The 22,543-nt window shown below is 66.3% G+C and carries 18 protein-coding genes; 6 read left to right on the top strand and 12 right to left on the bottom strand.

From position 1 onward, the window contains the following. Nucleotides 1-104: 104 nt before the first annotated feature. From CK627_RS14290 to CK627_RS14280, 3 genes are all read right to left on the bottom strand, one after another. A complete protein-coding gene (locus CK627_RS14290) occupies nt 105-1,100 on the bottom strand; it encodes an LpxL/LpxP family acyltransferase (protein WP_167385356.1) in 996 nt (331 codons plus the stop codon). A 170-nt stretch (nt 1,101-1,270) separates the two neighbouring features. Continuing rightward, the gene (gene lpxM / locus CK627_RS14285) at nt 1,271-2,260 is read right to left on the bottom strand and encodes a lauroyl-Kdo(2)-lipid IV(A) myristoyltransferase (RefSeq protein ID WP_017764371.1); all 990 of its coding nucleotides are present in this window, start codon (nt 2,258-2,260) and stop codon (nt 1,271-1,273) included. Nucleotides 2,261-2,513: 253 nt separating this feature from the next. Further along, entirely contained in the window at nt 2,514-3,494 is a 981-nt protein-coding gene (locus CK627_RS14280) for a TDT family transporter (protein WP_095592689.1), read from the bottom strand. 99 nt (nt 3,495-3,593) lie between these two features. Between CK627_RS14280 and CK627_RS14275 the strand changes: the two genes are divergently transcribed. Then, complete coding sequence (locus CK627_RS14275) at nt 3,594-4,502, top strand: LysR substrate-binding domain-containing protein (protein ID WP_095592688.1); 909 nt, start codon at nt 3,594-3,596, stop codon at nt 4,500-4,502. A 114-nt stretch (nt 4,503-4,616) separates the two neighbouring features. Here CK627_RS14275 and CK627_RS14270 read toward each other — a convergent pair whose 3' ends face one another. From CK627_RS14270 to CK627_RS14260, 3 genes are all read right to left on the bottom strand, one after another. After that, nucleotides 4,617-5,606, bottom strand: a complete 990-nt coding sequence (locus CK627_RS14270) for a Gfo/Idh/MocA family protein (RefSeq protein WP_095592687.1) — start codon at nt 5,604-5,606, stop codon at nt 4,617-4,619. Nucleotides 5,607-5,639: 33 nt separating this feature from the next. Next, nucleotides 5,640-6,485, bottom strand: coding sequence for a deoxyribonuclease IV (gene nfo / locus CK627_RS14265; RefSeq protein ID WP_005301356.1), 846 nt, complete (start codon nt 6,483-6,485; stop codon nt 5,640-5,642). A gap of 160 nt (nt 6,486-6,645) precedes the next feature. Then, on the bottom strand, nt 6,646-7,599 hold the full coding sequence (locus tag CK627_RS14260; RefSeq protein ID WP_095592686.1) for a LysR family transcriptional regulator: 954 nt from the start codon (nt 7,597-7,599) through the stop codon (nt 6,646-6,648). Between the two features lie 125 nt (nt 7,600-7,724). Here CK627_RS14260 and CK627_RS14255 point away from each other — a divergent pair, with 125 nt between their 5' ends. Continuing rightward, nucleotides 7,725-8,480: an SDR family NAD(P)-dependent oxidoreductase gene (locus tag CK627_RS14255; RefSeq protein ID WP_095592685.1), complete on the top strand. Its 756-nt coding sequence runs from the start codon at nt 7,725-7,727 to the stop codon at nt 8,478-8,480. Here the strand turns inward: CK627_RS14255 and CK627_RS14250 are convergent. Then, nucleotides 8,477-9,787 (bottom strand): HD-GYP domain-containing protein, encoded by a 1,311-nt coding sequence (locus tag CK627_RS14250; protein WP_095592684.1) that lies wholly within the window; start codon nt 9,785-9,787, stop codon nt 8,477-8,479. The two genes, CK627_RS14255 and CK627_RS14250, sit on opposite strands and share 4 nt — an antisense overlap. A 243-nt stretch (nt 9,788-10,030) precedes the next feature. After that, a complete protein-coding gene (locus CK627_RS14245; RefSeq protein WP_095592683.1) occupies nt 10,031-11,464 on the bottom strand; it encodes a glycoside hydrolase family 1 protein in 1,434 nt (477 codons plus the stop codon). Between the two features lie 157 nt (nt 11,465-11,621). Here CK627_RS14245 and CK627_RS14240 point away from each other — a divergent pair, with 157 nt between their 5' ends. Further along, a complete protein-coding gene (locus CK627_RS14240; RefSeq protein WP_017764364.1) occupies nt 11,622-12,494 on the top strand; it encodes a LysR family transcriptional regulator in 873 nt (290 codons plus the stop codon). A gap of 49 nt (nt 12,495-12,543) precedes the next feature. Here CK627_RS14240 and CK627_RS14235 read toward each other — a convergent pair whose 3' ends face one another. From CK627_RS14235 to CK627_RS14220, 4 genes are read right to left on the bottom strand one after another with little or no spacing between them, the layout of a single operon-like run. Then, on the bottom strand, nt 12,544-13,713 hold the full coding sequence (locus CK627_RS14235; RefSeq protein WP_095592682.1) for a glycosyltransferase family 4 protein: 1,170 nt from the start codon (nt 13,711-13,713) through the stop codon (nt 12,544-12,546). After that, the gene (locus CK627_RS14230) at nt 13,710-14,975 is read right to left on the bottom strand and encodes a glycosyltransferase family 4 protein (RefSeq protein WP_095592681.1); all 1,266 of its coding nucleotides are present in this window, start codon (nt 14,973-14,975) and stop codon (nt 13,710-13,712) included. The genes CK627_RS14235 and CK627_RS14230 overlap by 4 nt, the downstream gene beginning before the upstream one ends. After that, nucleotides 14,972-16,357 carry an O-antigen ligase family protein gene (locus CK627_RS14225; RefSeq protein ID WP_095592680.1) on the bottom strand — a complete coding sequence of 462 codons (1,386 nt, stop codon included), beginning with the start codon at nt 16,355-16,357 and terminating at the stop codon, nt 14,972-14,974. Before CK627_RS14225 ends, CK627_RS14230 begins: the two co-directional genes overlap by 4 nt. Next, nucleotides 16,345-17,664, bottom strand: coding sequence for a lipopolysaccharide biosynthesis protein (locus CK627_RS14220; RefSeq protein ID WP_095592679.1), 1,320 nt, complete (start codon nt 17,662-17,664; stop codon nt 16,345-16,347). Before CK627_RS14220 ends, CK627_RS14225 begins: the two co-directional genes overlap by 13 nt. 336 nt (nt 17,665-18,000) lie before the next feature. Between CK627_RS14220 and CK627_RS14215 the strand changes: the two genes are divergently transcribed. The 3 genes from CK627_RS14215 to CK627_RS14205 are packed head-to-tail and all read left to right on the top strand — an operon-like array spanning nt 18,001 to nt 22,537. Further along, on the top strand, nt 18,001-18,777 hold the full coding sequence (locus CK627_RS14215; protein WP_095592678.1) for an acyltransferase: 777 nt from the start codon (nt 18,001-18,003) through the stop codon (nt 18,775-18,777). Further along, nucleotides 18,774-19,973 (top strand): glycosyltransferase, encoded by a 1,200-nt coding sequence (locus CK627_RS14210; protein ID WP_095592677.1) that lies wholly within the window; start codon nt 18,774-18,776, stop codon nt 19,971-19,973. The genes CK627_RS14215 and CK627_RS14210 overlap by 4 nt, the downstream gene beginning before the upstream one ends. Continuing rightward, nucleotides 19,973-22,537, top strand: coding sequence for a hypothetical protein (locus CK627_RS14205; RefSeq protein ID WP_254425314.1), 2,565 nt, complete (start codon nt 19,973-19,975; stop codon nt 22,535-22,537). The genes CK627_RS14210 and CK627_RS14205 overlap by 1 nt, the downstream gene beginning before the upstream one ends. The last annotated feature ends 6 nt before the right edge of the window (nt 22,538-22,543 follow it).

Below are 22,543 nucleotides of genomic sequence, written 5' to 3'. Positions count from 1 at the left end.
CCTTTCACCCTGTGTGCGCCCCCGAAGATAGCCTCTTCCGGTGCGCTTGCCTATTCCAGATTGTGCCGTGCCACCGGCGCCCGGGCGCCGGTCCTTCCATTGCGTCAGTTTTCGGGGGGCAGGTCGCCGCGGATCCGCTTAATGCCCTCTTCGTAGAAGCCCTCGTGCCCCTGGGGATGCTCCATGGTCTCGAAGATCTTGAGGAACCACATGTACTGCTCCGGATGCTGGCGCAGCTGCTGCTCCACCATGTCGTTCATGGCGCGAACGTCGGCCTCCAGATCGGTGCCGGGATAGGGATCGAAGGGGGCCTCGATCTCCAGCCGGTAGCAGCCCTCCTCCTCGTCATAGCAGGCGAGGATGGGCACCGCCTTGGCGCCGGTCAGCTTGACCAGCTTGGGCAGGGCCGGCAGGGTCGCCTTGGGGTGGCCGAAGAAGGGCACGAAAATGCTGGCCTCGCGGCCGTGATCCTGATCCGGCAGGTAGAAGAAGCTGGCGCCGCCGCGGATCGCCTTGATGGCCGGCTTGATGCCGGCACTGCGCTCATACACCTTGCCCCCCTTGGCCCGCTCGCGGTTGATGTACCAGTCGAAGACCTGATCCTTGGCGCTCTTCATCATGGTGCACATGGACATGCCCCGGATGGCGAAGTAGCGGCCTATCATGTCCACCGCCCAGGTGTGAGGCACAACCAGGATCACCGGCCTGCCGGCGGCCTGCTCTGCTTCTATGTGCTCCCAGCCGCGCACCTTGATGCGGCTGGCCAGGTGATCGGCGCTGCGCAGGGTCAGCTCGGCAAAGCCCATGAAGGTCTTGAGCCCCACCCGGATCGATTTGAGCAACAGGGCCTGACGGCCCGCCTCGTCAAGCTCGGGAAAGCAGATCTTGAGGTTGGTGTCAGCGATATAGGCCTGCTTCCTGGACAGACGCAGCAGAGGGGGAGCCAGCCGGTCGGCCAGCCGGTCACGCAGGCCATGGGGCAGCATCCCCAGCAGGCAGAGCAGGCCGAGCGCCAGCCAGCTGCCCCACCAGCGCGGATGGAGCAGACGGGGATGAAATGAGGTGTCGAAAACCGGATCGTGTGAGGACATGGCCGCCATCAAGTCATAGAAAATAAACGGTTATTTTAATTATCCTGACAAAATTTTCCACTTTGGGCTGGCGCGGGCCCGGTTGGGGCAGGCGCCGGCTCGACGCCTCGCCCTGCCAGCCGGCAGAGGGGCAATAAAAATGGCCCCGCAGGGCCATAGTACCAACAAGGAATTGCTCATCAGGAGAGCGGCTGCAACCCGCGACGGATCCGCTGGATCCCCGCCTCGTAGCGGCCATCCAGCCCGACCTGATCCTCGCGGGTGTCGAAGATCTTGAGAAACCACATGTACTGGCCCGGATCCCGGCTGAGCTGCTGCTGCACCATGTCGTTCATCCGGCAGGTGTCGGCCATCACATCGTCGGTGGGATAGTTGTCAAAGGGGGCGTCTATCTCCAGCCGGTAGCAGTGGTGCGCCTCGTCATAGCAGGCCAGCAGCGGCACCGCCTTGGCACCGCTCACCTGCACCAGTCGCGGCAGGGCCGGCAGGGTTGCCTTGGGCTGACCGAAGAAGGGAGCGAAGATGCTCTTCTCGCGACCATGATCCTGATCCGGCAGGTAGAAGAAGCTGTTCCCCTCCTTGATGGTGCGGATCACCGCCTTGATGCCGGCGCTGCGCTCATAGACGCGGCAGCCATTGCGGGCACGAGCACGGTTCAGATGCCAGTCGAACACCGGGTTGCGCGCCCGTTTCATCATGGTGCACATGGGCACCCCGCGTCGGGTGAAGTAGTAACCGGCCGCGTCCACCGGCCAGCTATGGGGCACCACCAAGATCACCGGTCTGCCGGCCGCCTGCTCCGCCTCGATATGTTCCCAGCCAGTGACCCGCATCCGCTTCATCAGATAGGCGGGGCTGCGCACCGAGAATTCGCCAAAGCCGAGCAGGCTCTTGAGGCCGACCCGGATCGAGGTCATCAGGATGGCATCGCGCTCGGCCTCGCTCTTTTGCGGGAAACAGAGGGCCAGGTTGGTTCTGGCGATGTAGACCTGCTTTTTCGAGATGCGAAACACCAGCGGCGCCAGGGCGGCGGCCAGCCGATCGCGCAGTCTCACCGGCACGAAGGCCAGCAGCATCAGGACGCCAAGCGCCAGCCAGCTGAACCAGTAACGCGGATGCAGGAATCGGGTCTCGAAACGAGAGTCAAACACGGGATCATGGGAAGACATGGATGGGGTCAAGCATGGGAAAGGGAGCTGCATTGTATTCATCCTGACAGGTAATACCAGTTAAATTCATCATGGCTTTGGCGAAGGTGCCACCCCGGTCGGGGCACGCGAAGCGGGCCGGTTTGCGCAGGCAAGACCATAAAAAAAGCGCCCCACCCGAGGTGGAGCGCCTTGTCGTCATCTGTTCGGTGGCGTCCGTCTTGCGCGGACCTGCTCACCGGACCCCTTATCCCGGCACTCTTGCGGCCATTTCCTAGCGACGAACCATGCCGGATGCCAGCTCGTCGCTGCCCAGCGGCAGGAAGAACATCAGGTAGCGCAGGGCCACGTAACCGACTATCAGGGTGGCGGCGCCCAGTTCGAAATGGGCCAGCAGCCGGATCTGCTCGACGTACTCGGCCGCCTGGGGCCACTGTTCGACCAGATGGCTCACCTTGAACAGGGCGGTGGCACCGATCACCAGCGGGAAGGTGAAGGCGGCGTAGCCCGGTGAGAATGGCAGACGCAGCAGCTTGATGAAGGCCAGATAGATGATGCCGGTCATCAGCACGGCGATCCCCAGCAGCACGGCTACCAGCAGCAAAGACGGTTGCTCGCTCACGGTCAGGTAGCCGGCCAGTGACAGACTGGCAGGCGCCGCCAGGATGGCAATGGTCGGTTTGGCGGCATCCGGCACTTCATGGCTGAAGATGAGGCGATAGAGCATCAGCGGCAGCATCAGGCCGTAGCAGAGCATGCCGAACCAGAGCAGGCCGTTGGCCAGCGCGGCATACTGGCCGCCCGGAAAAGCGACGTCAGCGACTATGATCCCCACCGGCGGCACGAACCAGCTCGGCACCATGTGGTGAATCTCAAACTGTTTGGCCCGATGCCAGACGAAGGTGGCCAGGAACCCCAGGTGCAGCAGCACTGCAAACAGCCAGAGCCCCTCCCCCAGACCGGCGTTGAGCATGCCGATCGCCTTGGAGACCACCATGGTGCCCATGGCATAGGTGGGCACCACGCTGCCGACCACGGGGTGAGCCAGATCCTGCCACAGCAGGCGCGGGTGCAGCAGAAACTTGAAGGTCAGGATCACCAGCAGCACGGCGGCAACGGCGGCGCCCAGCAACTGCAGGCGGCCATCGAAGTGACCGGCATTTTCCCAGCACCAACCGAGACTGGCGATCCCGAGCGCCAGTCCTGCCATGGGGGTCGGAGCAGCGGCCAAGGATTGACGGGTTCTTGCGATCATGTCTGAAACCTCATATGAGAGACGATGGGCATAGGATAATGAGCGGCCATCGTTTACGATATCTAAATGAATTAAATCAATCGTTCAGGATTTCCAAACATGAAGCTGACCCTGCAACAACTCAAGGTCTTTGCCACCATCGCCCGTTACGGCAATCTGGGGCTGGCCGCCAATGAACTGTGTCTGAGCAAGGGCGCCGTCTCCCAGTCGTTGCAGGAGCTGGAGCGTCAGCTCGCCACTCCGCTGTTCGATCGCATTCACCCCAGGCTGCAGCTCAACAACGAGGGGCGCCTGCTGCAACCGGCGGCCGAAGAGCTGCTGACCAGGATGCAGGACATCGAGACCCTGTTCAGCCCGGATGCCGAACCGAGCGGCCAGCTGCGTCTGGGCGCCAGCCAGACCATAGGCAACTACCTGCTGCCGGCCCTGCTCGCCACCAGCAAGCAGGAGCTGGGACAGCCGCCCAGGGTCACCATCACCAACACCCACCAGCTCTGCCACCTGCTGGCCAACTTCGAGCTGGATCTGGCGCTGATCGAGGGGGAGAACCACCACCCGGATCTGGTCAGCGAGCCCTGGCTCCACGACGAGATGCTGATCGTGGCCCAGCCCGCTCACCCCCTCGCCGGCCGCCATCACCTCTCCCTCGCCCAGCTGAGCGACGAAACCTGGGTGCTGCGCGAGCCCCAGTCCGGCAGCCGCGAGCAGTTCGAGCAGCAGATCCAGCCCGAGCTGCCGCGCTGGCAGGCGGGGCTCGAGCTCAACACCCTGGAGGCGGTGATGCTGGCGGTCGAGAAGGGGCTCGGCATCTCCTTCATCTCCCACCTGGCGGTGTCGGATCGGCTGCAGGCGGGTCGTCTGGTGGCCCTGCCCCTCGCCCGTCGCTTCCCCCGTCAGCTCTCCCTCATCTGGCACCGGCAGAAGTATCACTCCGCCGCCCTGCGCCGCTTTCTGCAATTTTGCCGCGCCCAGGAGGATGTGTTGCCCAGCCAGATCCGCAGCACCTGAGTCAATGGGATGATCGAGCAGCATATTGCCCGGCATGGCACTTGCCACCGGGTATCGGCAGCAATGGAAGAGGGAGAGCCCTGGCTCTCCCTCTTGGTCATTCTGCCTTGTGACTCAGCATTCAGCAGGCAGCAATCCCCGCTCGACCCAGCCCAGCACCTGTCTGGTCAGTGCCTGCGGCACCCAGGGGGAGTCGGTCATGCCCGCCCTCACGCAGGCGGCAAAGTGATCCGCCTCGTGCTGCATGCCACCGCCCGCCACCGGCAGCGCGATGTCGTGGGGCCAGGCCGGCAAGGGGGCGCCGCCAAGCCAGACGATCTGCTGGGGATTCCACCACTTGCCCACCAGCTCCAGCGCCCAGCCGGGCCCGGACAACCAGGCCGACTTGTCGAGATCCGCGACGATGGAGGCAACCAGCTCGGCCTTGAGCGGGCCGGCGAAAGCAAAGCGGGCGGCTTCATCCACCTCGCCCTCACGGCGAGACAGCGTGACCTCGGGCTCACCCGCCGCCAGCCCCAGCTGGTGACAGAGGGCGGCATAGAGCCAGAGCGGGTAGACCCCCACATCCCAGGCGGCGCCGCCATCCAGCGCCGGATCGAACAGCTTGCCGTCCCGCGTCTGCACCGAGCCGAAGGCCGCCTTTAGCCTGTCGGGGGCCGGCAGTGCAATGAGCCACCTCAGCAATTCGCGCATGGCGGGGAAGCACATCACCTTCATCGCCTCCATCAGCAGCAGGTCCCGCTCGGCGGCGAGCCGTACCAGCCGATCCCAATCTGCGACGCGAGTCACCGCCGGCTTTTCCACCAGCACGTGCTTGCCCGCCAGCAGCATGAGTTCGATCAGGGCGGCGTGCTCCGGGTGGATCACCGCCACGTAGACCGCCTCCACCTGGGGATCCGCCGCCAGCGCCTGATAGCTGCCGTGGGCGTGGAGCAAGCCCTGCTCGTCGGCAAAGGCCTGCGCCCGCCCCTGATCACGGGCGGCGATCGCCACCACCCGGCTGCCACTGGCGTGTCCGTTCACATCCTGACAAAAACGACGGGCGATGGCCCCCGCGCCGGCAACGCCCCAGCGCAGCGGCTGCTCGCTTGTTCTCTCTTGCATCCTTGTCTCCTTATGCGCTCTGCCGGTCAATCATCACGCCTGCGCCAGGCTGCGCAACCAGCGGATCTCGTCGCCCCAGATGGACTCGTCAATGGTCTCCAGGATCAGCGGAATGCCGTCGAAGCGATGATCATTCATGATGTGATGGAACACCGCCTCCCCCAGGTTCCCCTCGCGCAGGCTGTGGTGACGATCGACCCGGCTGCCGAAGGTGCACTTGGCACCGTTGATATGCATCCCCTTCAGGTACTGGAAGCCTACCGTCCGGTCGAACTCGGCAAAGACGGCAGCACAACTCTCCGCGGTGCGCAGATCGTAGCCGGCGGCAAAGGCGTGGCAGGTGTCAAAGCAGATGCCGACCCGGCTCTTGTCTTCCACCCCGTCGATGATGGTGGCCAGGTGCTCGAACGACCAGCCGAGGTTGGTGCCCTGGCCGGCGGTGTTCTCGATCACCGCCGTCACTCCTTCGCTGCGCTCCAGCGCCCAGTTGATGGATTCGCTCACCAGCTTGAGGCTGGCCGCCTCCGGGATCTGCTTCAGGTGGCTGCCCGGATGAAAATTGAGGTAGCAAAGCCCCAGCTGTTCACAGCGCTTCATCTCATCCAGAAAGGCATCGCGGGACTTGGCGAGGCCATCGGGGTCGGGATGACCCAGATTGATGAGGTAGCTGTCGTGGGGCAGGATCTGCTCGGGGCGAAAGCCCCCCTTCTCGCAGGCCAGCTTGAAGGCGCGGATGCTGGTCTCGGAGAGCGGCGCCGCCTGCCACTGGCGCTGGTTCTTGGTAAACAGGGCGAAGGCGTTGGCCCCGATGGCCTGGGCGCGGGCGATGGTGTTTTCCACCCCGCCGGCCGCACTGACGTGGGCTCCGATAAATTTCATCACATCTCCTCTGCACTGTTGCTGGGTCTGGCCGCGCAGCAAAGGGGCGGCCAACCCGTGTGGGGCGCCATTATGCCAAGCCACCCGGCCGGCGCCAAACCGGGATTGTCGATGGCAGCCATAGAGAGACCCGCCGCAGGTGGGGATTAGCGTCAAGCCATCAATCGGCTGCGTCCATCCCTGCCAGCGTCGCCAGGCCATCGCGCGGGCCGTCGGGGCCCAGCGCTGACGCCAGGATGCCGCTCAGCCACTGGATGAAGGCCTGCACCCTAGGGGCCAGCTGACGGCGATGGGCATAGAGGGCGTGAATGGGCAGCGGGGGCGCCTGCCACTTTGGCAGGATGGCCACCAGCTCGCCGCTGGCCAGCAGTGGCTCCACCCCGACTCGCGGCTGCTGGATGATGCCAAGCCCGGCCAGCGCCGCCGCCAGATAGGATTCGCTGTCGTTCACCGTGAGCGCCCCGCTCATCGCCAGCACGGCGCGCGAGCCGTCTGCCTGCAGATACTCGAAACCGCTCTCTCTGGGCCCGCTGCTGCTGCCATAGTGCACCAGCCGATGGCCGCTCAGCTCGCTCAGGCTGCGGGGCGTCCCGTAGCGGGCCAGATAGGCGGCGCTGGCGCAGTTGATCTGGCGGTAGTGGCCGAGGGGGCGCGCCACCAGGCTGGAGGGCTCAAGCGCCCCGACCCGGATCACGCAGTCAAACCCCTCCCGCACCAGGTCGACCCGCCGGTCCGTGCTGCTCAACATCAACTGCAAGGCGGGATGCGCCGCCAGAAAGGCGGGCAGCGCCGGCATCACCAGATGGCGGGCCATCCGGCCCGGCATGTCCACCCGCAGCTGACCGCTCAGCTTCCCCTGCTGGCGAAACAGCCCGTTGAACTCCTCCATGTCCGCCAGCAGATCCTGACAACGGGCGTAACAGAGCCGGCCATCCGTGGTCAGCTGCACCCGCCGGGTGGTGCGCTGCAGCAAGCGGGTACCCATCTGCTCCTCCAGCCGGCGGATGGCCGCCGAGAGCGTCGCCTTGGGGACTCCTAACTGTTCGGCACTGCGGGTAAAGCTCTCCAGCTCCGCCACCCGCACAAACATCCTCATCGCATCCAGTTGATCCATGGCGCCATTGTCTCGCTAATCGGAACAGTGCATTCATTATCGCCTTATTTATCCAATCAACAACGGGCAATAGAGTGATCACACCGGCTCATCCCGAGCCCATGACCACAGACAGGAGTCCTCTCATGACCCATCCCATCGCACTCATCACCGGCGCCAGCCGCGGCCTTGGCAAACAGGCGGCGCTGGCCCTCGCCGCCCGCGGCATCGACCTCATCATCACCTATCGCAGTCAGGCCGATGAAGCGGCGGCCGTGGTGGCCGAGGCGACCGCCCTCGGCGTCAGGGCCCATGCCCTGCCCCTCGATGTGGCCGACAGCAGCAGCTTTGCCGCCTTCGCCAGCCAGGTGCGCGAGCAGCTGGGCGCGTGGCAGCGGGATCGGTTCGATTTTCTGGTCAACAACGCCGGCATCGGCATTCACGCCAGCATCGAGCAGACCAGCGAGCAGCAGTTCGACACCCTGTTCAACATTCACCTCAAGGGGGTCTTCTTTCTGACTCAGCAGTTGCTGCCGCTTCTGCGCGATGGCGGGCGCATCCTCAACCTGTCGAGCGGGCTGACCCGCTTCGCGCTGCCCGGTTATGCCGCCTATGCGGCCATGAAGGGAGGGGTCGAGGTGCTGACCCGCTATCTGGCCAAGGAGCTGGGGCCGCGCGGCATCGCCGTCAACGTGGTGGCGCCGGGGGCCATCGAGACCGATTTTGGCGGGGGTGTGGTGCGGGACAATCAGGCGGTCAACGACTTCATCGCCAGCCAGACGGCGCTGGGTCGGGTGGGCCAGCCGGAGGACATCGGCGGCGTCATCGCCGCCCTGCTCTCCCCCGACAGCCGCTGGATCAATGCCCAGCGCATCGAGGCCTCCGGCGGCATGTTCCTCTAAGGCGTCCGCTCACCGACGCCGAGGACTCTCTGGGCCGCCTGGGTCTGACCGCTGGCGGCCTGATGGGCCTCGGGCAGGTGCGCCGCCAGGGTAGCCACGGCGTCGACATCGACCCGCCCCTGGCTCGCCAGCTGTTGCAAGAATGCGAGCGCCGCGTCGGCGCTCAGCCCCGCCCGGTAGGGTCTGTGCTGCACCATGGCCTGGAAGATGTCGGCCACCCGCAAGATCCTCGCCTCCAGCGGCATCGCCTCGGCGGTCAGGTGGAAGGGGTAGCCGCAGCCATTGGGCTCCTCGTGGTGATAGGAGGCCCACAGGGCAATCTCCTCGAAGCCGTCGATGTGGCGCAAAATCTGATAGGTTTCAAAGCTGTGGGTGTTGATGATGGCCCGCTCCCGCTCATCGAGTTTTCCCGCCTTGTCGAGGATCTCGTCGGGTACCCGCAGCTTGCCGAGATCGTGCAGCAGCCCGGCGATCTCCAGCTGCTCGCAGCGTCCCTCCTCAATCCCCATCCATTGGGCCAGCCGCCGCGCCAGCCTGGCCACCCCGAGGGAGTGGGCCACGGTGAAGGGGCTCTTGGCATCGACGATGGCCGAAAAGATGCGCGCCAGCTGCTTAAGCTCGCCGTTGCTGGTGAGGCAGGGCTCCCGCTCGCTCAGCATGCCGCGCATGTAGTCGGTGATGGCGCGCCCCTCCAGCTGCAGCCAGAACGCCTCCGGCAGGGAGGCCCGCAAAAAGGCCGCCACCAGCTCGGGGTCGAAGAACTCGCCGGCGCACGCCTCGATCCGCTGCCGGATCTCCTGGGTGTGCATCAGCAGGGAGCCGTCCCCATAATGCGGGGCCGCCAGGGCATCGACCCGGTCCACCAGAAAGATGAGGTTGGCCTGGCGCCGCACCGTGGCCGTCACCCCCTGCTGCCGAACAAGTTGATGCCAGTGGGTGTGGTGATAGCGGATGGGCTCCGCCAGCGGGGCCAGCGGCGGGAAATCCTTGAGCAGATCGTAACCGACCTCGCAATGACGCTGGGAAGACTCCCAGTCGAACTCGCTGACCAGATGGCTGTGGATGAAGGTGGAGGAGACGCCGATGTCGTGCAGCACCCCCAGCTCGAACAGGCAGGCCTGCTCGCTCTCACCGGCCCCCAGTGCCTTGCCACACTCGGCGGCCATGATGCCGACCCGCTTGCCGTGTGCCACATCGCCGATGCCGACCAAATCCAGCGACGCCGACAGGGCGTATACCAGCTGGCGCAGATCAACCTGCTGGGCAACCAGCCCGCCGCAGCGGGGATGAGAGCTGTTGTGGTGCATGATGCGCTTCCACCTCTGCCAAGGTGATAGATCCCTCTTCGGGGCCGCGTAAACATATTGAATCTAAACCAGATTGCCCCTCCCGCCGGTTTGCAGCCGCCATCCGCACACGCTAATTGATAAGAAGATGAGTTGGATCAATCCGGCAAGTGCCATGCCTGGATGCGGCGTGGGTCGGCCCGGCAGACGGACAAAAAAAACGGGCCCCGCCAGTTGGCGGGGCCATCGAGGGGATGGATTTGGTTACAGTGTCTTGCCGCCCGAGCTTATCACCGTCTGGTACCAGTAGAAGCTGTCCTTCTTGAGCCGGCGCAGGGAGCCCCCCTGCTCGTCCCGCTCAACATAGACGAAGCCGTAGCGCTTCTGGTAGCCGTTGAGCCAGCTCAGGATGTCGGTGAACGACCAGGCGCAATAGCCCAGCAGCTCCACCCCGTCCTGCAGCGCCTCCTGGCACGCCTTGACGTGGCTGCGCAGATAGTCGATGCGGTAGTCGTCGTGCACCCGATCTCCCTCTACCAGCTTGTCGAACTCGCCGAGGCCGTTCTCGGTGATCATCAGCGGCAGGCCGTAACGGGAGGAGAGCCGGCGCAGGGCGATGCGCATCCCGGTCGGATCGATGGCCCAGTCCCAGTTGCTGGTCTCCAGGTGCGGGTTGGGGGCCGTCTTGTAGAGGCCGGGAATGCCGCTTGGCGGCGTAGTGCCCTTCTTGCCCGTGGTGTTGATGCGCTGCATCGTCTGGCCGCCGAGCGGGTTGTCGGTATAGGTCAGGGTGTAGTAGTAGTTGACGCCTATGTAGTCGGGGGTTCCTTCCCGCAACAGCTCGAGATCGCCCGGCAGGATCTCCGGCGCCTCGCCGGTTTCCCGCAAATAGGCGAGCGCCGCCTGGGGGTAGCGGCCGAAGCAGTAGGCATCCAGCCACCAGAGGTTGGTGAACTCCTCGGCATTCTCGTAAGCCAGCATGTCTTTGGGATCGCACGAGGCCGGATAGGCGGGAGAATACGCAAAGCTTGGGCCGATCAGTCCCCCCGGCACGTGCTGGCGAAACGCCTTGATGACCCGGGCGTTGGCCAGAAACGCGATGTGGTTGGCGGCAAAGAAGCGCTTGCGATCCTGCACCGCGGGCGGATGGGTGCCGAGCTGATAGGCGTTGGTCAGGTTGTAGTTCTGCTCGTTGAGCGACACCCAGTACTTCACCTTGCCGGCAAAACGCTGGTAGAGGGTCACGCAGTAGCGCTCGAAATCGGCGATGATGCGTCTGTCTTCCCAGCCGCCGTATTCATCCTGCAGCGCCTGGGGCAGGTCCCAGTGATAGAGGGTGAGCACCGGCTCAATCTGGTGGGCCAGCAGGGTATCGATGAGTTTTTCATAGAAGGCGAGCCCCGCCTCGTTCACCTCGCCACGGCCAGTCGGGTAGATGCGCGGCCAGCTCACCGAGAAGCGATAGGCCTTGAGCCCCATCTCGGCCATCAGCGCCACGTCCTCCTCCATGCGGTGGTAGTGATCCACCGCCACGTCGCCGTTGCTCCCCTCAAAGGTCTTGCCCGGCAGCTTGGTGAACAGATCCCACACCGAGGGCCCCTTGCCATCGGCGTCCCAGCCCCCTTCCACCTGATAGGCGGCGGAGGCGGCGCCCCACAGAAAATCTTGCGGGAAGTCGTTGAACTTGTGGTGATGCATCTGGGGTTGCTCCTTCTGCGGCGGTGGCACCTGCCACCTTTATCGCGCCGACTGGCGGCGCCCAATGGAATTGGCATTAGCATCGAACAGTTCTAAAATTCCGTCCAATGACAAATTTAACCATTCAACATTCCTAACAGGAATCACAGGAGCCGACATGGAGTTGCGGGATCTGAAGGCCTTCGTCACCCTGGGGGAGGTATTGCACTTCGGTCAGGCGGCGGTGCGCCAGCACGTCACCCAGTCGGCGCTGAGCAAGCAGATCCGGCGGCTGGAAGAGGAGCTGGGCGGCGAGCTGTTCGAGCGCAATGCAAGCAGCACCCGTCTCACCGTGCTGGGGCGCGCCCTCTATGAGGATGCCCGCGCCCTGGTGGCGGCCAGCGAGCAGCTAGCACGCAGCGCCCGCGACGTGCTGGCCGGCAACAGCGGCACCCTGCGCATCGGCTTCGGCGTTGCCACCAAGCTGCTGGTGCCCGCCGCCATCGCGCAATTTCGGGCCGAACGCCCCCAGGTGACCATAGAGCTCAACGATCTCTCCACCCACCATCAGTTGCTGGCACTGAGCGAGGGCAAGCTGGATCTCGGCTTCTGCCGCCTGCCCGCCCCCAAGGGGTGGCCGTGTCTGCCGGTGGTGCGGGCCCATTTTGTCGCCGTGCTGCCCGCCAGTTACGCCGGCGTGAGCAAGCTGGCTGATCTGGTGGACAAACCGCTGGCGATCCTGCGCCGGGACAAGGCCCCCTCGTTCTACGATCACCTGATGCACTACCTGGCCCAGAGCGGGCTGCGTTTTCGCGACATCCAGTACGTCAACGACTTCGCCGCCGGCGTTGCCACCGCCGCCGCCGATATCGCCTGGACCCTGGTCCCCTCCTCCACCACCATAGAGCACCCGGACGTGCTGACCCTGCCGCTGACCGAGGGGGAAGCCTGCTGGACCATAGGCCTTATTCGCCCGCCCCACAGTAAGGGGCCGCTGATCGACGCCTTCTGGCAGACAGTCGCCAGCATGAGCGAGCCGGACCTGCCATAAGGTCAAGGCCCGGGCAAGGCCGCGATGCGAAGGATCGAGTGACGCGCCGCTACAGCGCCGGGCCAGGGCGCTTCGCGGCGCACTCAGGCTCGGCCCGCTCAAGCAGTCGTGCCAGCCCCTCCACCATCTCTCTGCCCGTCTCGCTCGCCTTGTAATGCGCCGCCGCATGCAGCCTGGCATTGTCCCCTATGGCCATGGCCACAGCGGGGGCCTCCTGCAGCGCCGCCAGCACGCGCGCCAGTTCATCGGCGCTGTCCGGCTGATATTTGCGGCAGTTAACCCCGTCGGTCAGGTGGCGATCCCACCAGGCCCCATCTGTCGGAATGACCACGCACAGGCCGGCGGCCATGGCCTCCAGGATGGAGAGGCCGAAGGGCTCCTGATGGCTGGTGGAGACGAAGATGCCGCAGCCGGCCCTGATCTCGTCAAGGTTGCCGGGGTTTTCATGCCAGCGGGTATCGGGCAGATCTGGCTGGGGTTCACTGCAAGGTTGCAGTATGTTTCGCGGTTGCAGATAGCAGACAGTCAGCGGCGCACGGGGCTCGGCAAACTGCTGATGCGCCGCCAGCATGGTCTCCAGCCCTTTCCACTTGAGCAAGGAGGCGGCCCACAAGATGCCGGTTCCGCCGGTCGTGGCCGTGGGCCAGCTCGCCTCGCACAGTCCGTTGATGAAGGGCTGCCAGCGGGGCGGAAAGTCACGCTCGCCAAGGCGGGCGATCAGGGCCGAGAGCGAGGAGCGGGCGGCCTCCAGATAGAAGACCTGGCTGGCGCGCCACAGGGCCCTTGCCGACATGCCGGAGCAGCCCACCGGGCCGTGAATAAGCTGCACCACCGGGATCCCCGCGATCCGGGCAGCCCAGTAGCAGCAGAGATCCACCCCGGGGCCGGAGGCCGCCAGCAGGCCGCGCACCTCCCCCAGCCGCCATATCAGCCAGAGGATCATCAGGCTCTGCCACCCCTGCTTGAGCAGATACCCCAGGCCCGACTCGCGCCCCCGCAGCAAGGCGGGCACCCAGAGCGAATGGTGACGACATCCGGGCCAGGAGTCCAAGTCCGGCGTCAGGACATGCAGCGCCAGGGCCGGCAGGCGGTCGGCCAGCCCCGCCAGGATCACCTCGGTGGCCACCTTGGAGCCGCCGCGAAAAGAGATGGGATCCACCACCAGCAGCGTCTCCCCCTGCCCGGCCTTGCCAGCAGTCGACTCATGGTGCGGCTTCATGATGGTGCTCCTTCATCCGACCCGATCGCCGCCCTGCGCCCGCCAAGCAGCCCCCCTTCCCCCGCAAGACCCACCCTGGCCAGCAGCCGCTGGCCGAGCCAGCGCACCATGCGCCCGTAGGGGGGGAGATCGGGATTGTCCCAGCGCCCCGAGAGGGCCGCCGACCAGAGCTCGCTCACCTTCTCCACATAGCGTTTGACCGTGAACAGCTGGCTGGCGCGCAATTGCCCCGCCCGCCCCAGCCGATAGCGCAATCCGGCATCGCCCAGCCGCTGCCAGTGGGCAGCCATCTGGCGCCAATCACCGGGATCGGCCAGAAGGCCCGTAACCGTGTGTTCCACCACCTCGGGGATCCCCCCCACCCGATAGGCACTGACCGGCAGCCCCAGGGTGCCGGCCTCGGCCAGGGTCAGGCCGAACACCTCCTCGCGGGCACCGGAGACCAGCAGATCCACCCCGCCGCGCAGGATGGCGGCGCTGTCAGGCCGCTCGCCGAGAAAGTGCACCCGCTCGGCCACTCCCAGTTCAGCGGCCAATGCCGTGAGCGCGGCCAGTTCGGGGCCGCTGCCGACAACCAGCAGCTGCGCCTTGCCCCCCTGAGCGCAGAGCTCTGCCAGGGAGCGGATCAGCAGGTCCACCCCCTTGCGCTTGATCAGCGACCCTATGGTGGCCAGGATCAGCTCTCCCTCAGGCAGCCCGGGCAGGCTGCTGACGGGCCAAGGCGCGTCACGGTTGAGCCGCACCCCATCCACCCCGTTGGCGATGTGAACCAGCCGTCTGTGCTCGCAGCCATCTTCCCGCCAGGGGGCCAGCACCGGCTGGCTCACCCCGATCAGCACGTTGGCCTGATGCACCCGGAGGGTAAACCTGTCTCTGGGCTGATAACGGGCGTGCAGATGGCACACCAGGGGCACCTTCATCTTGCGGCACACCCCGGCCAGCCACTGGCAGGGGGCGGCGCTGTTGGCGTGCACCAGAGTGATGCCATGCTCGCTTATCAGCGCCTGCGCCCGCTGGCACAGGGCCCGATGGGCGGCCAGATCGAAGCGGGGAGCCTGCCAGCCCAGCAGCAGGGCAAAGGGCTCGACCACCGCCTTCACCCCGAGCAGGGCGGCCTCCTCTGCCAGCTGCTGGCTGTTGCACCAGAGCAGGGGGGCAAAGCGGCTGCGATCCAGGTGGGCCAGCAGATCCAGCAGGCAGCGCTCGCTGCCACGGATCCAGTTCTCGCCGTAATGCACCAGCAAAATGGGGGTTGCGCTCATGACTCAGCTCCCTTGTTTGGTTTATCCCGCTTCGTCTCGGCCATGGCCATTTCCGTTTCTCTGGCCTGCCGGACATATTTGATGGCTGCCACCGCCAGCGACAGCTCCAGATAGATGGGCCAGGTAAAGCCCTGGGTCAGGAAGGATCCCGAGACGACGAACCCCACCATGCTCGCCATCACCCCCTGCATGGCAGTCACTACTGCAGGAGGCATGCCATCCAGTGAGCAGCGCCAGGTCCGGTAGAGGGTGACCACCACCATGCCGATGAAGATGAACAGCCCCACGAAGCCGGTCTCCGCCAGCACCCCGAACCAGGTGGAGTGCACCGCGTGGTTGAGGCCGTCCCAGTGGGGGCTGAAGAAGAAGTAGTTGTAGTAGAAGTTGGAGAGCCCCACCCCGATGATCGGATGGGCCAGCGCCATGCCCCAGGCGGCCTGCCAGGCGTAGAGGCGGCCCATGGCCGAGGCATCCACCCCGCTCTCCGCCGCCCCGCCAGAGGCCCTGTCGCTTATCCCGGCAGCGGCGAACAGCACCAGCAGCGCCAGGGTGCCGCACAGGATCAGCACGGTTTTCGACTGCACCCGCTGCCAGGCAAAAATGCCGCTCACCGCGCAGATCCCGAGCAGGCCGCCGCGGCTCTGAGTGGCGATGATGGCGGCAGCCACCAGCACGAACCCCACCGCCCCCAGGATGCGCCCGGCCAGGCCGTTCTGGTTGAGCAGCAGGCTCAAGGAGAAGCCGGCGGGAAACAGCAGCACCAGCGCCAGATCGTTGGGATCCCCCAGCACCGAGCCAAGCTCGCGCCCTATGGTGACCCGGGTCCCCTCCACCAGCCCGATGCCGCTGCTCTTGTTGTAGAGCGCCACCAGCGCCACCATGCAGCCAGCCACCACGAAGGCCCGCACCGCCAGGGCGAAGTCCTCCGGCCTGCGTACCAGCCAGGCGGTGGCCAGCGTCATCAGGTAGATCTTGCTGTAGCTGCCGGTCCAGGTGGCGATCGCCTCCCCCCGGTTGCTGGCAAACAGCACCCCGATGGAGACGACGATGAAAAAGGCGGTCAACCAGCTGAGGGGCTGGCTCCAGTAGGGCCTGATGCGACCGGTCAGCAGGGTGTGCCAAACCAGGGCACCAATCGCCGCCAGCGAGAAGAGCAGCGGGATCTTGAGGGGATAGAGCTGGGGAAACACCTCGTGCAGCCGGAAAAACGAGAAGGTAACGAACCCCAGCACCATCAGAAACGGCCAGCGCAGGGCAAACCAGATGGCGGGAATGGCCAGCCCCAGCACCGGCAGCAGCAGCGGGTGCGGCAGCCGCCACCAGAGCCCGGCCACCAGCAGGGTGGCGGTCAGCCCCCAGAGGGCGTGGCTCAGGCGGCCCATTGCTCTGCCCACCACTGACCGAGCCACATCATGGCAAGGGAGCCGGCACCGCTCGCCCACAGCGCCGAGAGGCGATATGGCAAGGGCAGCAACCGCTGGCTCACCAGATAGAAAGCGAGCGCGCGCACCAGGTAGACCAGCAGCAGGGTCCAGATCACCCCGGCCACCCCGAAATGCGGAATGGCGAGCAAAAAGCCAAGGACGCCGAGCAAACTGCATCCCAGATTGATAACCATCTGGGCCTTGCTCTCTTCGCCGCTGAAGCAGCCGACGTTGAGCAGGTCAGAGACGTTGCGCACCGCCATCCCCAGCACCAGCAGCGGGATATAGGCGATGGCTCCGTGGTAACTCTCCGGGGTGAGCCAGCGAATAAGCAGGGGGGCGGTGAGCCCCACCACCCCGGCGGTGGCAAATCCCAGCACGGAGCCCAGCACGCTGTAGTGGGCGTTCAGACGCAGGCCGTCCGGCTCCTTGAGCAGCATGAAGCGGCGCGGATACCACCAGAGGGCGAAGGGCTGCAGCAAGAGCCCCACCGCCAGCGCCAGCTTGCCCGCCACCGCGTAGTAGGCCAGCAGGGCCTCGCCGACGTGCTCGGCCAGCAGCCAGCGATCCAGCCCGCTCAGGGCAAAGCCCGCCAGCCCGCTCACCACCAGCGGCAGGCCGTAGCGCAGCAGGGGGCGATAGTGTTGCCAGTCAAAGCGGATGCCACCATCGCGCCACTGCCAGAGGCTCAGCAGCAGCGCCAGCGCGACACAGGTGAGGGTGCCAGAGGCGAGTACCCCGCTCACACCCCAGCCAAGCCAGAGCCACCAGGCGGTCAGCAGGGACTGGATCACCGCCTTGCCGGCGGTGGCCACGAAGAAGAGGCGGGCCTGATTGCGCATCCGCAGCCAGGCCAGCGGCACCCCGATCACCCCCTCAAACGGCAGGGCGCTGAGCACCCAGCGCACATCGGCAAGGCGGGTTTCGGTTGGCAGCAGTTGCTGCACCAGGGGCGCCAGCCACCAGAGCAGTACCAGGCTGGCCAGGGCGATGATCCAGACCAGGCCAAACACCCGCGCCACCACCTGCTTGCGCTCGCCCTCATCTGCCGCCATCCCGGCGAAGCGGTAGAGGGCGTCCACCAGCCCGAACCCCAGGATGAGGGAGCCCAGGTTGATGATGGTCAAGAGCACTTCCAGCTGGCCATACTCCCGGGGCGCCAGCAGGTGGGTCAGCACCGGCAGCATCAGTAGGGAGATCCCCTTCATCAACAAGAGGCCGGCGGCGTAATAGAGCATGGCTATCTGGTTTACTCCGAGTCTCATAGGGCCTCCCAGCCACCAGGCAACGGATCTTGGGTCATCTGTGGTCAGCCAATGCAAGGGGCACGCCAGCCGGTGCAATTCCCCGTGCAGCCCTGCATGTCGCGCTCTCGACCTTCACAGCAACGCACATCAGGCCCAAAATGAATCTGATTTTTGCGTTTTGCAGCCCGGCCGGCGCAATTTGCACAGCGCCTTGCCATCCAACCCCCTGGCAGGCGGCCGGCGTGAGCCGGCAGCATGCTGAGCGTCAGTTGGCCCGATCCCTGCTAGATCCCGGCTAGTTGCCGACAGTGACAGGTCGGCCATGACGGCAACAGAGCCAAGGGAGAGCACACCATGAACAGCATCAGCCTGTACCGGATGAAAACCTGGGCCAAGCAGGGAGAGACGCCGCTGGCCCGCCTGCTGTGGCGCCTCGCCAAGGGGGCCCGCTGCTGGAGCTTCCCGCTCATCCCGCCCCTGCACGGCCTGCTCTATCGCCTCTATCGGCAGGCAAGCCAGACACTCGCCACCCTGACCCGCACCCTCTGGTGGACGCCGCTGTTCCAGTCCCGCCTGCGCACCCCCGCCCCCCGCCTCTACCTTTACGGCGGCATCCCCTTTATCAGCGGGCCCGTATCGATCGACATCGGGGCGGATTGTCGCCTCAGCGCCGCCATGACCATCAGCGGCCGCCCCTCGAGCAAGGAGCCCGCTCTCAGGATTGGCAACAATGTCGGCATCGGCTGGCAGACCACCATAGCAGTGGGCAGCCAGGTGGTGCTCGGCGACAACGTGCGCATCGCCGGGCGCGCCTTTCTCGCGGGCTACCCGGGCCACCCGCTGGATGCCCAGGAGCGGGCCCGGGGACTGCCGGATCGGGACGAGCAGGTCGGCGATATCGTGCTCGAAAACGATGTCTGGCTCGGCACCGGCGCCATGGTGATGGCAGGGGTCACTATAGGGGCCGGTACCGTGGTCGCCGCCGGCAGTATCGTGACCCACAGCCTGCCCGCCGGGGTGCTGGCCGCGGGGGTGCCTGCCCGGGTGCTGCGCCCCCTCGATGCACAAGATTGCCGCGACGCGCTGGCAGAGAGTGCCGCCAGCCGCCTGAGTGAGGAGAAACAGCCATGAAACCGTCGAGCGCACAGCCCCAGCTGGTGGTGTTGGGGGAGGATTGGGGTCAGCACCCCTCCAGCACCCAGCATCTCATCAAGCGCCTGCTGCCGGACTATCGAGTGCTCTGGGTCAACTCCATCGGCCTGCGCCGCCCCCGCCTCAACGTGCGCGACCTCGGCCGGCTCGGCCGCAAGCTGGGGGCCGTGCTGCGCCGCCCGGCCAAGGGCGAGGCGCAGGCAGCCACCATCCAGAGCGGGCCGACGCCCCAGGTGATGCCGCCGCTGGCGCTGCCTCTGCCCGGCAGCCCGCTGGCGGGGCGGATCAACGGCCACTGGCTGGCGGCCCAGATCCGCCGCCAGCTGCCCGAGCTCGACAAGCCCCTGCTCTGGATCTCCCTGCCAAGCGCCGTTGATCTGGTGGGCAAGCTCGGCGAGCGGGCGGTGATCTACTACTGCGGCGACGACTTCTCGGCCCTGGCGGGGGTAGATCACGCCGCCATCGCCCGCTGCGAGGCCAGGCTGGTAGAAAAAGCGGACCTTATCCTGGCCGCCAGTCCGGCGCTGGCCAGCCGCTTTCCCCCCCACAAGACCCGGCTGCTGAGCCACGGGGTGGATCTCGGCCTCTTCATGCCCCCCCAACCCAGGCCGGCTGATCTGCCGAGCGGGCGCCCCATCGCCGGGTTTTACGGCAGCCTGAGCGACTGGATAGACGTTCCCCTGCTGGCGGAGACCGCCCGCGCCCTGCCCCACTGGGATCTGGTGCTGATAGGACCACAGCAAACCGATTTGAGCCCGCTGGCAGGATTGCCGAACGTGCACCTGCTCGGCCCCAGACCACACCACACCCTGGCCGCCTACGCCCAGCACTGGCAGGTGAGCCTGCTGCCCTTCGTCGACAATGCCCAGATCAGGGCCTGCAATCCGCTTAAACTGCGCGAGTATCTGGCGACCGGCCGGCCCGTGGTCAGCACCGATTTTCCGGCGCTGGACGGCTATCGGCAGCTGGTGCATCTGCCCCGCCCGGGCGACAGCCTGGCCCAGGCCATCCAGCGCGCCGCCCTCGACGCCCCCGCCCAGGACTGGTTTCAGCGCTACGAGTGGGAGGCGCTGACCCGGCACGAGGGAAAAGCGCAGCGCCAGCAGGCGGTGGCGCAGCAGAGCTGGGATCACAGGGCCGATGAGCTGAAAAACTGGCTGGCGGGGTTGCTCTGATGATCTGGCTGGCGGCGCGTTTGCACAAGACGCTCTGGCTGCAAGTACTCGGCCTGCTCACCCTCAGCCTGCCGGCCCTCTGCTTGATAATGGTAAGCACTGCGCTGGCGGCGAGCCGCCTTGATGGCCCCACCCCCTTGCCACTGAGCGGCGAGCAGACGCCCCAGCGGCTCACCTTCGAGCGCCTGCCTTGGGCCGTCGGGGCGGATGATGAACTGGTGATCGAGGGTCACAATCCCGCGGCCAGTCCCCAGACCCTGATCCTGCGGGTCGATGACGCCGCTTCGGTCAACTACCGCAGCCGGGTCAATCTGGAGCGGATCATCCCCCCGGGCCCTTTTACCCTGCGCTTTTCGTTAAGCGACTGGCGCACCGCCCAGCCCAGGACCCTGGCCCTCGACCAGCTCACCAAGCTCTATCTCTTTATGGCTGACGGGGCGGCGCCGCTCACCCTGACACGCTGGTACTGGTCCCCCGGGCTGACCCTGCCCGCCGGCACCATTGCCCTCGATCTGGGGGCAAGCAATGCCCCCCGCTTCACCGGTTTCGAGTCCCTGGCGCCGGGGGATCCGCGTCTGCTGGGCCACCCCAGCCCCATCTTGCGCCCCTCCGGCGATGCGCTGATCCGCGACGGGCTGCGCAACCTCGACGGCGTCAGGCTGGAGGTTCCCAAGGGGCGCTACCAGCTCACCCTCTGGCTCGACGATCCGGGCGAGTGGGAGTACCTGCCCCACCCCCTCGAGCGCAGCGTGCTGATCGATGGTGAGCCGGTCTGGGCCGAGCGGTGGCAGCCGGGCGAGTGGCTGGCCCAGCGCTACCTCGCCGGCCAGCAGCAGGAGGCGCTGCCCAATCCCGATCCCTGGCTGCTGTTTGGTGCCCGTCAGGGGGGGCCGGTCAGCCTGGTGCTCGAGCACCCGGGCGGCCCGCTCACCCTCACCCTGGGGGGCAATTCGCCGGATGCGAAATTTCTCGCCGGCCTGCTGCTGGCCCCCTATCCGGCGGCGGACAAGCAGGCTGACGCCAAGACGGACGCTCCTGCGCTGGCCGAAGCCACCCGGTTGGTGCTGGCCAAGCAGCGCCAGCTCTTTACGGAGAAGTGGGCCCTGGCCCCCTATTCGCTGCCAGAGCCCCCCGCTCGCCTCACCCTGACCCCCATCGCGCCGGGGCAGCCGACCTTGAGTGCCAGGGCCAGCCCGGCAGCCCCAGCCACTTCCGTACTGGCCGCCCAAGGCAGCCAGCTGCTGCTGGAGTTCGTCATCGAGACGCCCGAGGATGACGCCGCCCCCCTGCTGGTGATCCAGCCGCCGGCGGCCAACGGCGTTACCCTGCCGCTGACCCCCTACCACAGCCAGTGGCATCTGGTGCGCCCCCAGGCGAGCGGCACCCTGCTGCTCCCCTCGGATCAGGAGCTGGTGGAGGGGGTGGCGGGGCTCACCCTCAAGCGCCGGGTGCCAAGGCGCCTGGTGCTGCATCTTCCCATCCCGCGGGATGCGCCGGCGGGGCGCTATCAGGGCAATATCCAGCTGCTCAGCCACCAGCAGCTGGTGCAACTGCCGTTAGAGGTCGAGGTGCTGCCCCTGATCCTGCCCGCCGCCAGCAAGCCGGTCGGCATCTACCTCGACACGCCCCCCTACCTTGGCTGGTTCGGTCAGGGCCCGGAGCTGGCCAACGCCCAGCTGGCCGCCAGTCGCTGCGATCTGGAGCGGCTTGCCGGGCTTGGGATAAGCGGCGTTGCCCCCGCCCTGCCCCAGGATGAAGCCGGGATGCGTACCACCCAGGAGGAGGCCATCGGCCTTGGTTTTCACATGCCGCTGCTGGCCTACGCCTCCCTCAAGCGCTGGGGCAGCGACACCAACAGCCGGCTCGATGCCTGGCAGCAGCGCCAGGTGGCCTTTCGCGCCCAGGGGCTGCCGCCCCTGGCCTGGAGCCTGTTTGACGAGCCCGATCTCGGCGCCCTGCCCGCCATTCAAGCCATGGCCCGCGAGATGAAGCGGCGGGATCCGGCCGTGGTGCGGGCCGGTCACTTCAACCATCCCGCCCAGGCGCCCTTGCTGGCCGAGGTGGAGATAGCCCTGGTCAACGCAGGCTTTGGCGCCGACAAGGCCGATGTGGAGCGGGTGAGGGCCGCCGGGGCCGCCCCCTGGTTTTACAACCTCGGCACCCCGCGCGCCGCCGGCTTCTACCTCTGGCAGAGCGGGGCCGAGGGTTATCTGCAGTGGCACGGGCGCATGCCCACCGCCCAGCCCTACGACCCCACCGACGGGCGCGAGAGCGATTTTCTGCTGCTGGGTCCGCAGGCCTGCGAGGCTCATCGCCTCTCCTACGAACTATTGCTGCTGCAACAGGGCATCGAGGATCTGCGCTGGCTCGCCTGGCTCGAGCAGGCGGCGCGCCAACAGGTGGAGGCGGCGCTGCTGCTGCAGCGGCTGCACGATTCGGTGCCCACCCGCTGGCAGCAGGCCGAAGCACTCCCCGCCAGCCGCTGGGCCAGCTTTCGCGGCGAGATTGAACAACTGGCCAAGCGCTTGAAAACATTGCAAACTGGAGCCAATTCATCCCCCTGACTGGCC

Origin of the sequence: Aeromonas dhakensis (genome assembly GCF_002285935.1) — a bacterium.
GTDB classification, from domain to species: domain Bacteria; phylum Pseudomonadota; class Gammaproteobacteria; order Enterobacterales; family Aeromonadaceae; genus Aeromonas; species Aeromonas dhakensis.
This window is presented reverse-complemented; position numbering and strand designations above follow the sequence as displayed.

Bases quoted from the DNA above. Each gene is read 5' to 3' on its own strand.
- CK627_RS14240 (WP_017764364.1), top strand. From the start codon at position 11,622: ATGGAGTTGCGGGATCTGAAGGCCTTCGTCACCCTGGGGGAGGTATTG.
- CK627_RS14260 (WP_095592686.1), bottom strand. From the start codon at position 7,599: ATGGATCAACTGGATGCGATGAGGATGTTTGTGCGGGTGGCGGAGCTG.
- nfo (WP_005301356.1), bottom strand. From the start codon at position 6,485: ATGAAATTTATCGGAGCCCACGTCAGTGCGGCCGGCGGGGTGGAAAAC.
- CK627_RS14220 (WP_095592679.1), bottom strand. From the start codon at position 17,664: ATGAGACTCGGAGTAAACCAGATAGCCATGCTCTATTACGCCGCCGGC.
- CK627_RS14230 (WP_095592681.1), bottom strand. From the start codon at position 14,975: ATGAGCGCAACCCCCATTTTGCTGGTGCATTACGGCGAGAACTGGATC.
- lpxM (WP_017764371.1), bottom strand. From the start codon at position 2,260: ATGTCTTCCCATGATCCCGTGTTTGACTCTCGTTTCGAGACCCGATTC.
- CK627_RS14205 (WP_254425314.1), top strand. From the start codon at position 19,973: ATGATCTGGCTGGCGGCGCGTTTGCACAAGACGCTCTGGCTGCAAGTA.
- CK627_RS14235 (WP_095592682.1), bottom strand. From the start codon at position 13,713: ATGAAGCCGCACCATGAGTCGACTGCTGGCAAGGCCGGGCAGGGGGAG.
- CK627_RS14250 (WP_095592684.1), bottom strand. From the start codon at position 9,787: ATGCACCACAACAGCTCTCATCCCCGCTGCGGCGGGCTGGTTGCCCAG.
- CK627_RS14270 (WP_095592687.1), bottom strand. From the start codon at position 5,606: ATGCAAGAGAGAACAAGCGAGCAGCCGCTGCGCTGGGGCGTTGCCGGC.
- CK627_RS14280 (WP_095592689.1), bottom strand. From the start codon at position 3,494: ATGATCGCAAGAACCCGTCAATCCTTGGCCGCTGCTCCGACCCCCATG.
- CK627_RS14275 (WP_095592688.1), top strand. From the start codon at position 3,594: ATGAAGCTGACCCTGCAACAACTCAAGGTCTTTGCCACCATCGCCCGT.
- CK627_RS14245 (WP_095592683.1), bottom strand. From the start codon at position 11,464: ATGCATCACCACAAGTTCAACGACTTCCCGCAAGATTTTCTGTGGGGC.
- CK627_RS14210 (WP_095592677.1), top strand. From the start codon at position 18,774: ATGAAACCGTCGAGCGCACAGCCCCAGCTGGTGGTGTTGGGGGAGGAT.
- CK627_RS14215 (WP_095592678.1), top strand. From the start codon at position 18,001: ATGAACAGCATCAGCCTGTACCGGATGAAAACCTGGGCCAAGCAGGGA.
- CK627_RS14255 (WP_095592685.1), top strand. From the start codon at position 7,725: ATGACCCATCCCATCGCACTCATCACCGGCGCCAGCCGCGGCCTTGGC.
- CK627_RS14290 (WP_167385356.1), bottom strand. From the start codon at position 1,100: ATGGCGGCCATGTCCTCACACGATCCGGTTTTCGACACCTCATTTCAT.
- CK627_RS14225 (WP_095592680.1), bottom strand. From the start codon at position 16,357: ATGGGCCGCCTGAGCCACGCCCTCTGGGGGCTGACCGCCACCCTGCTG.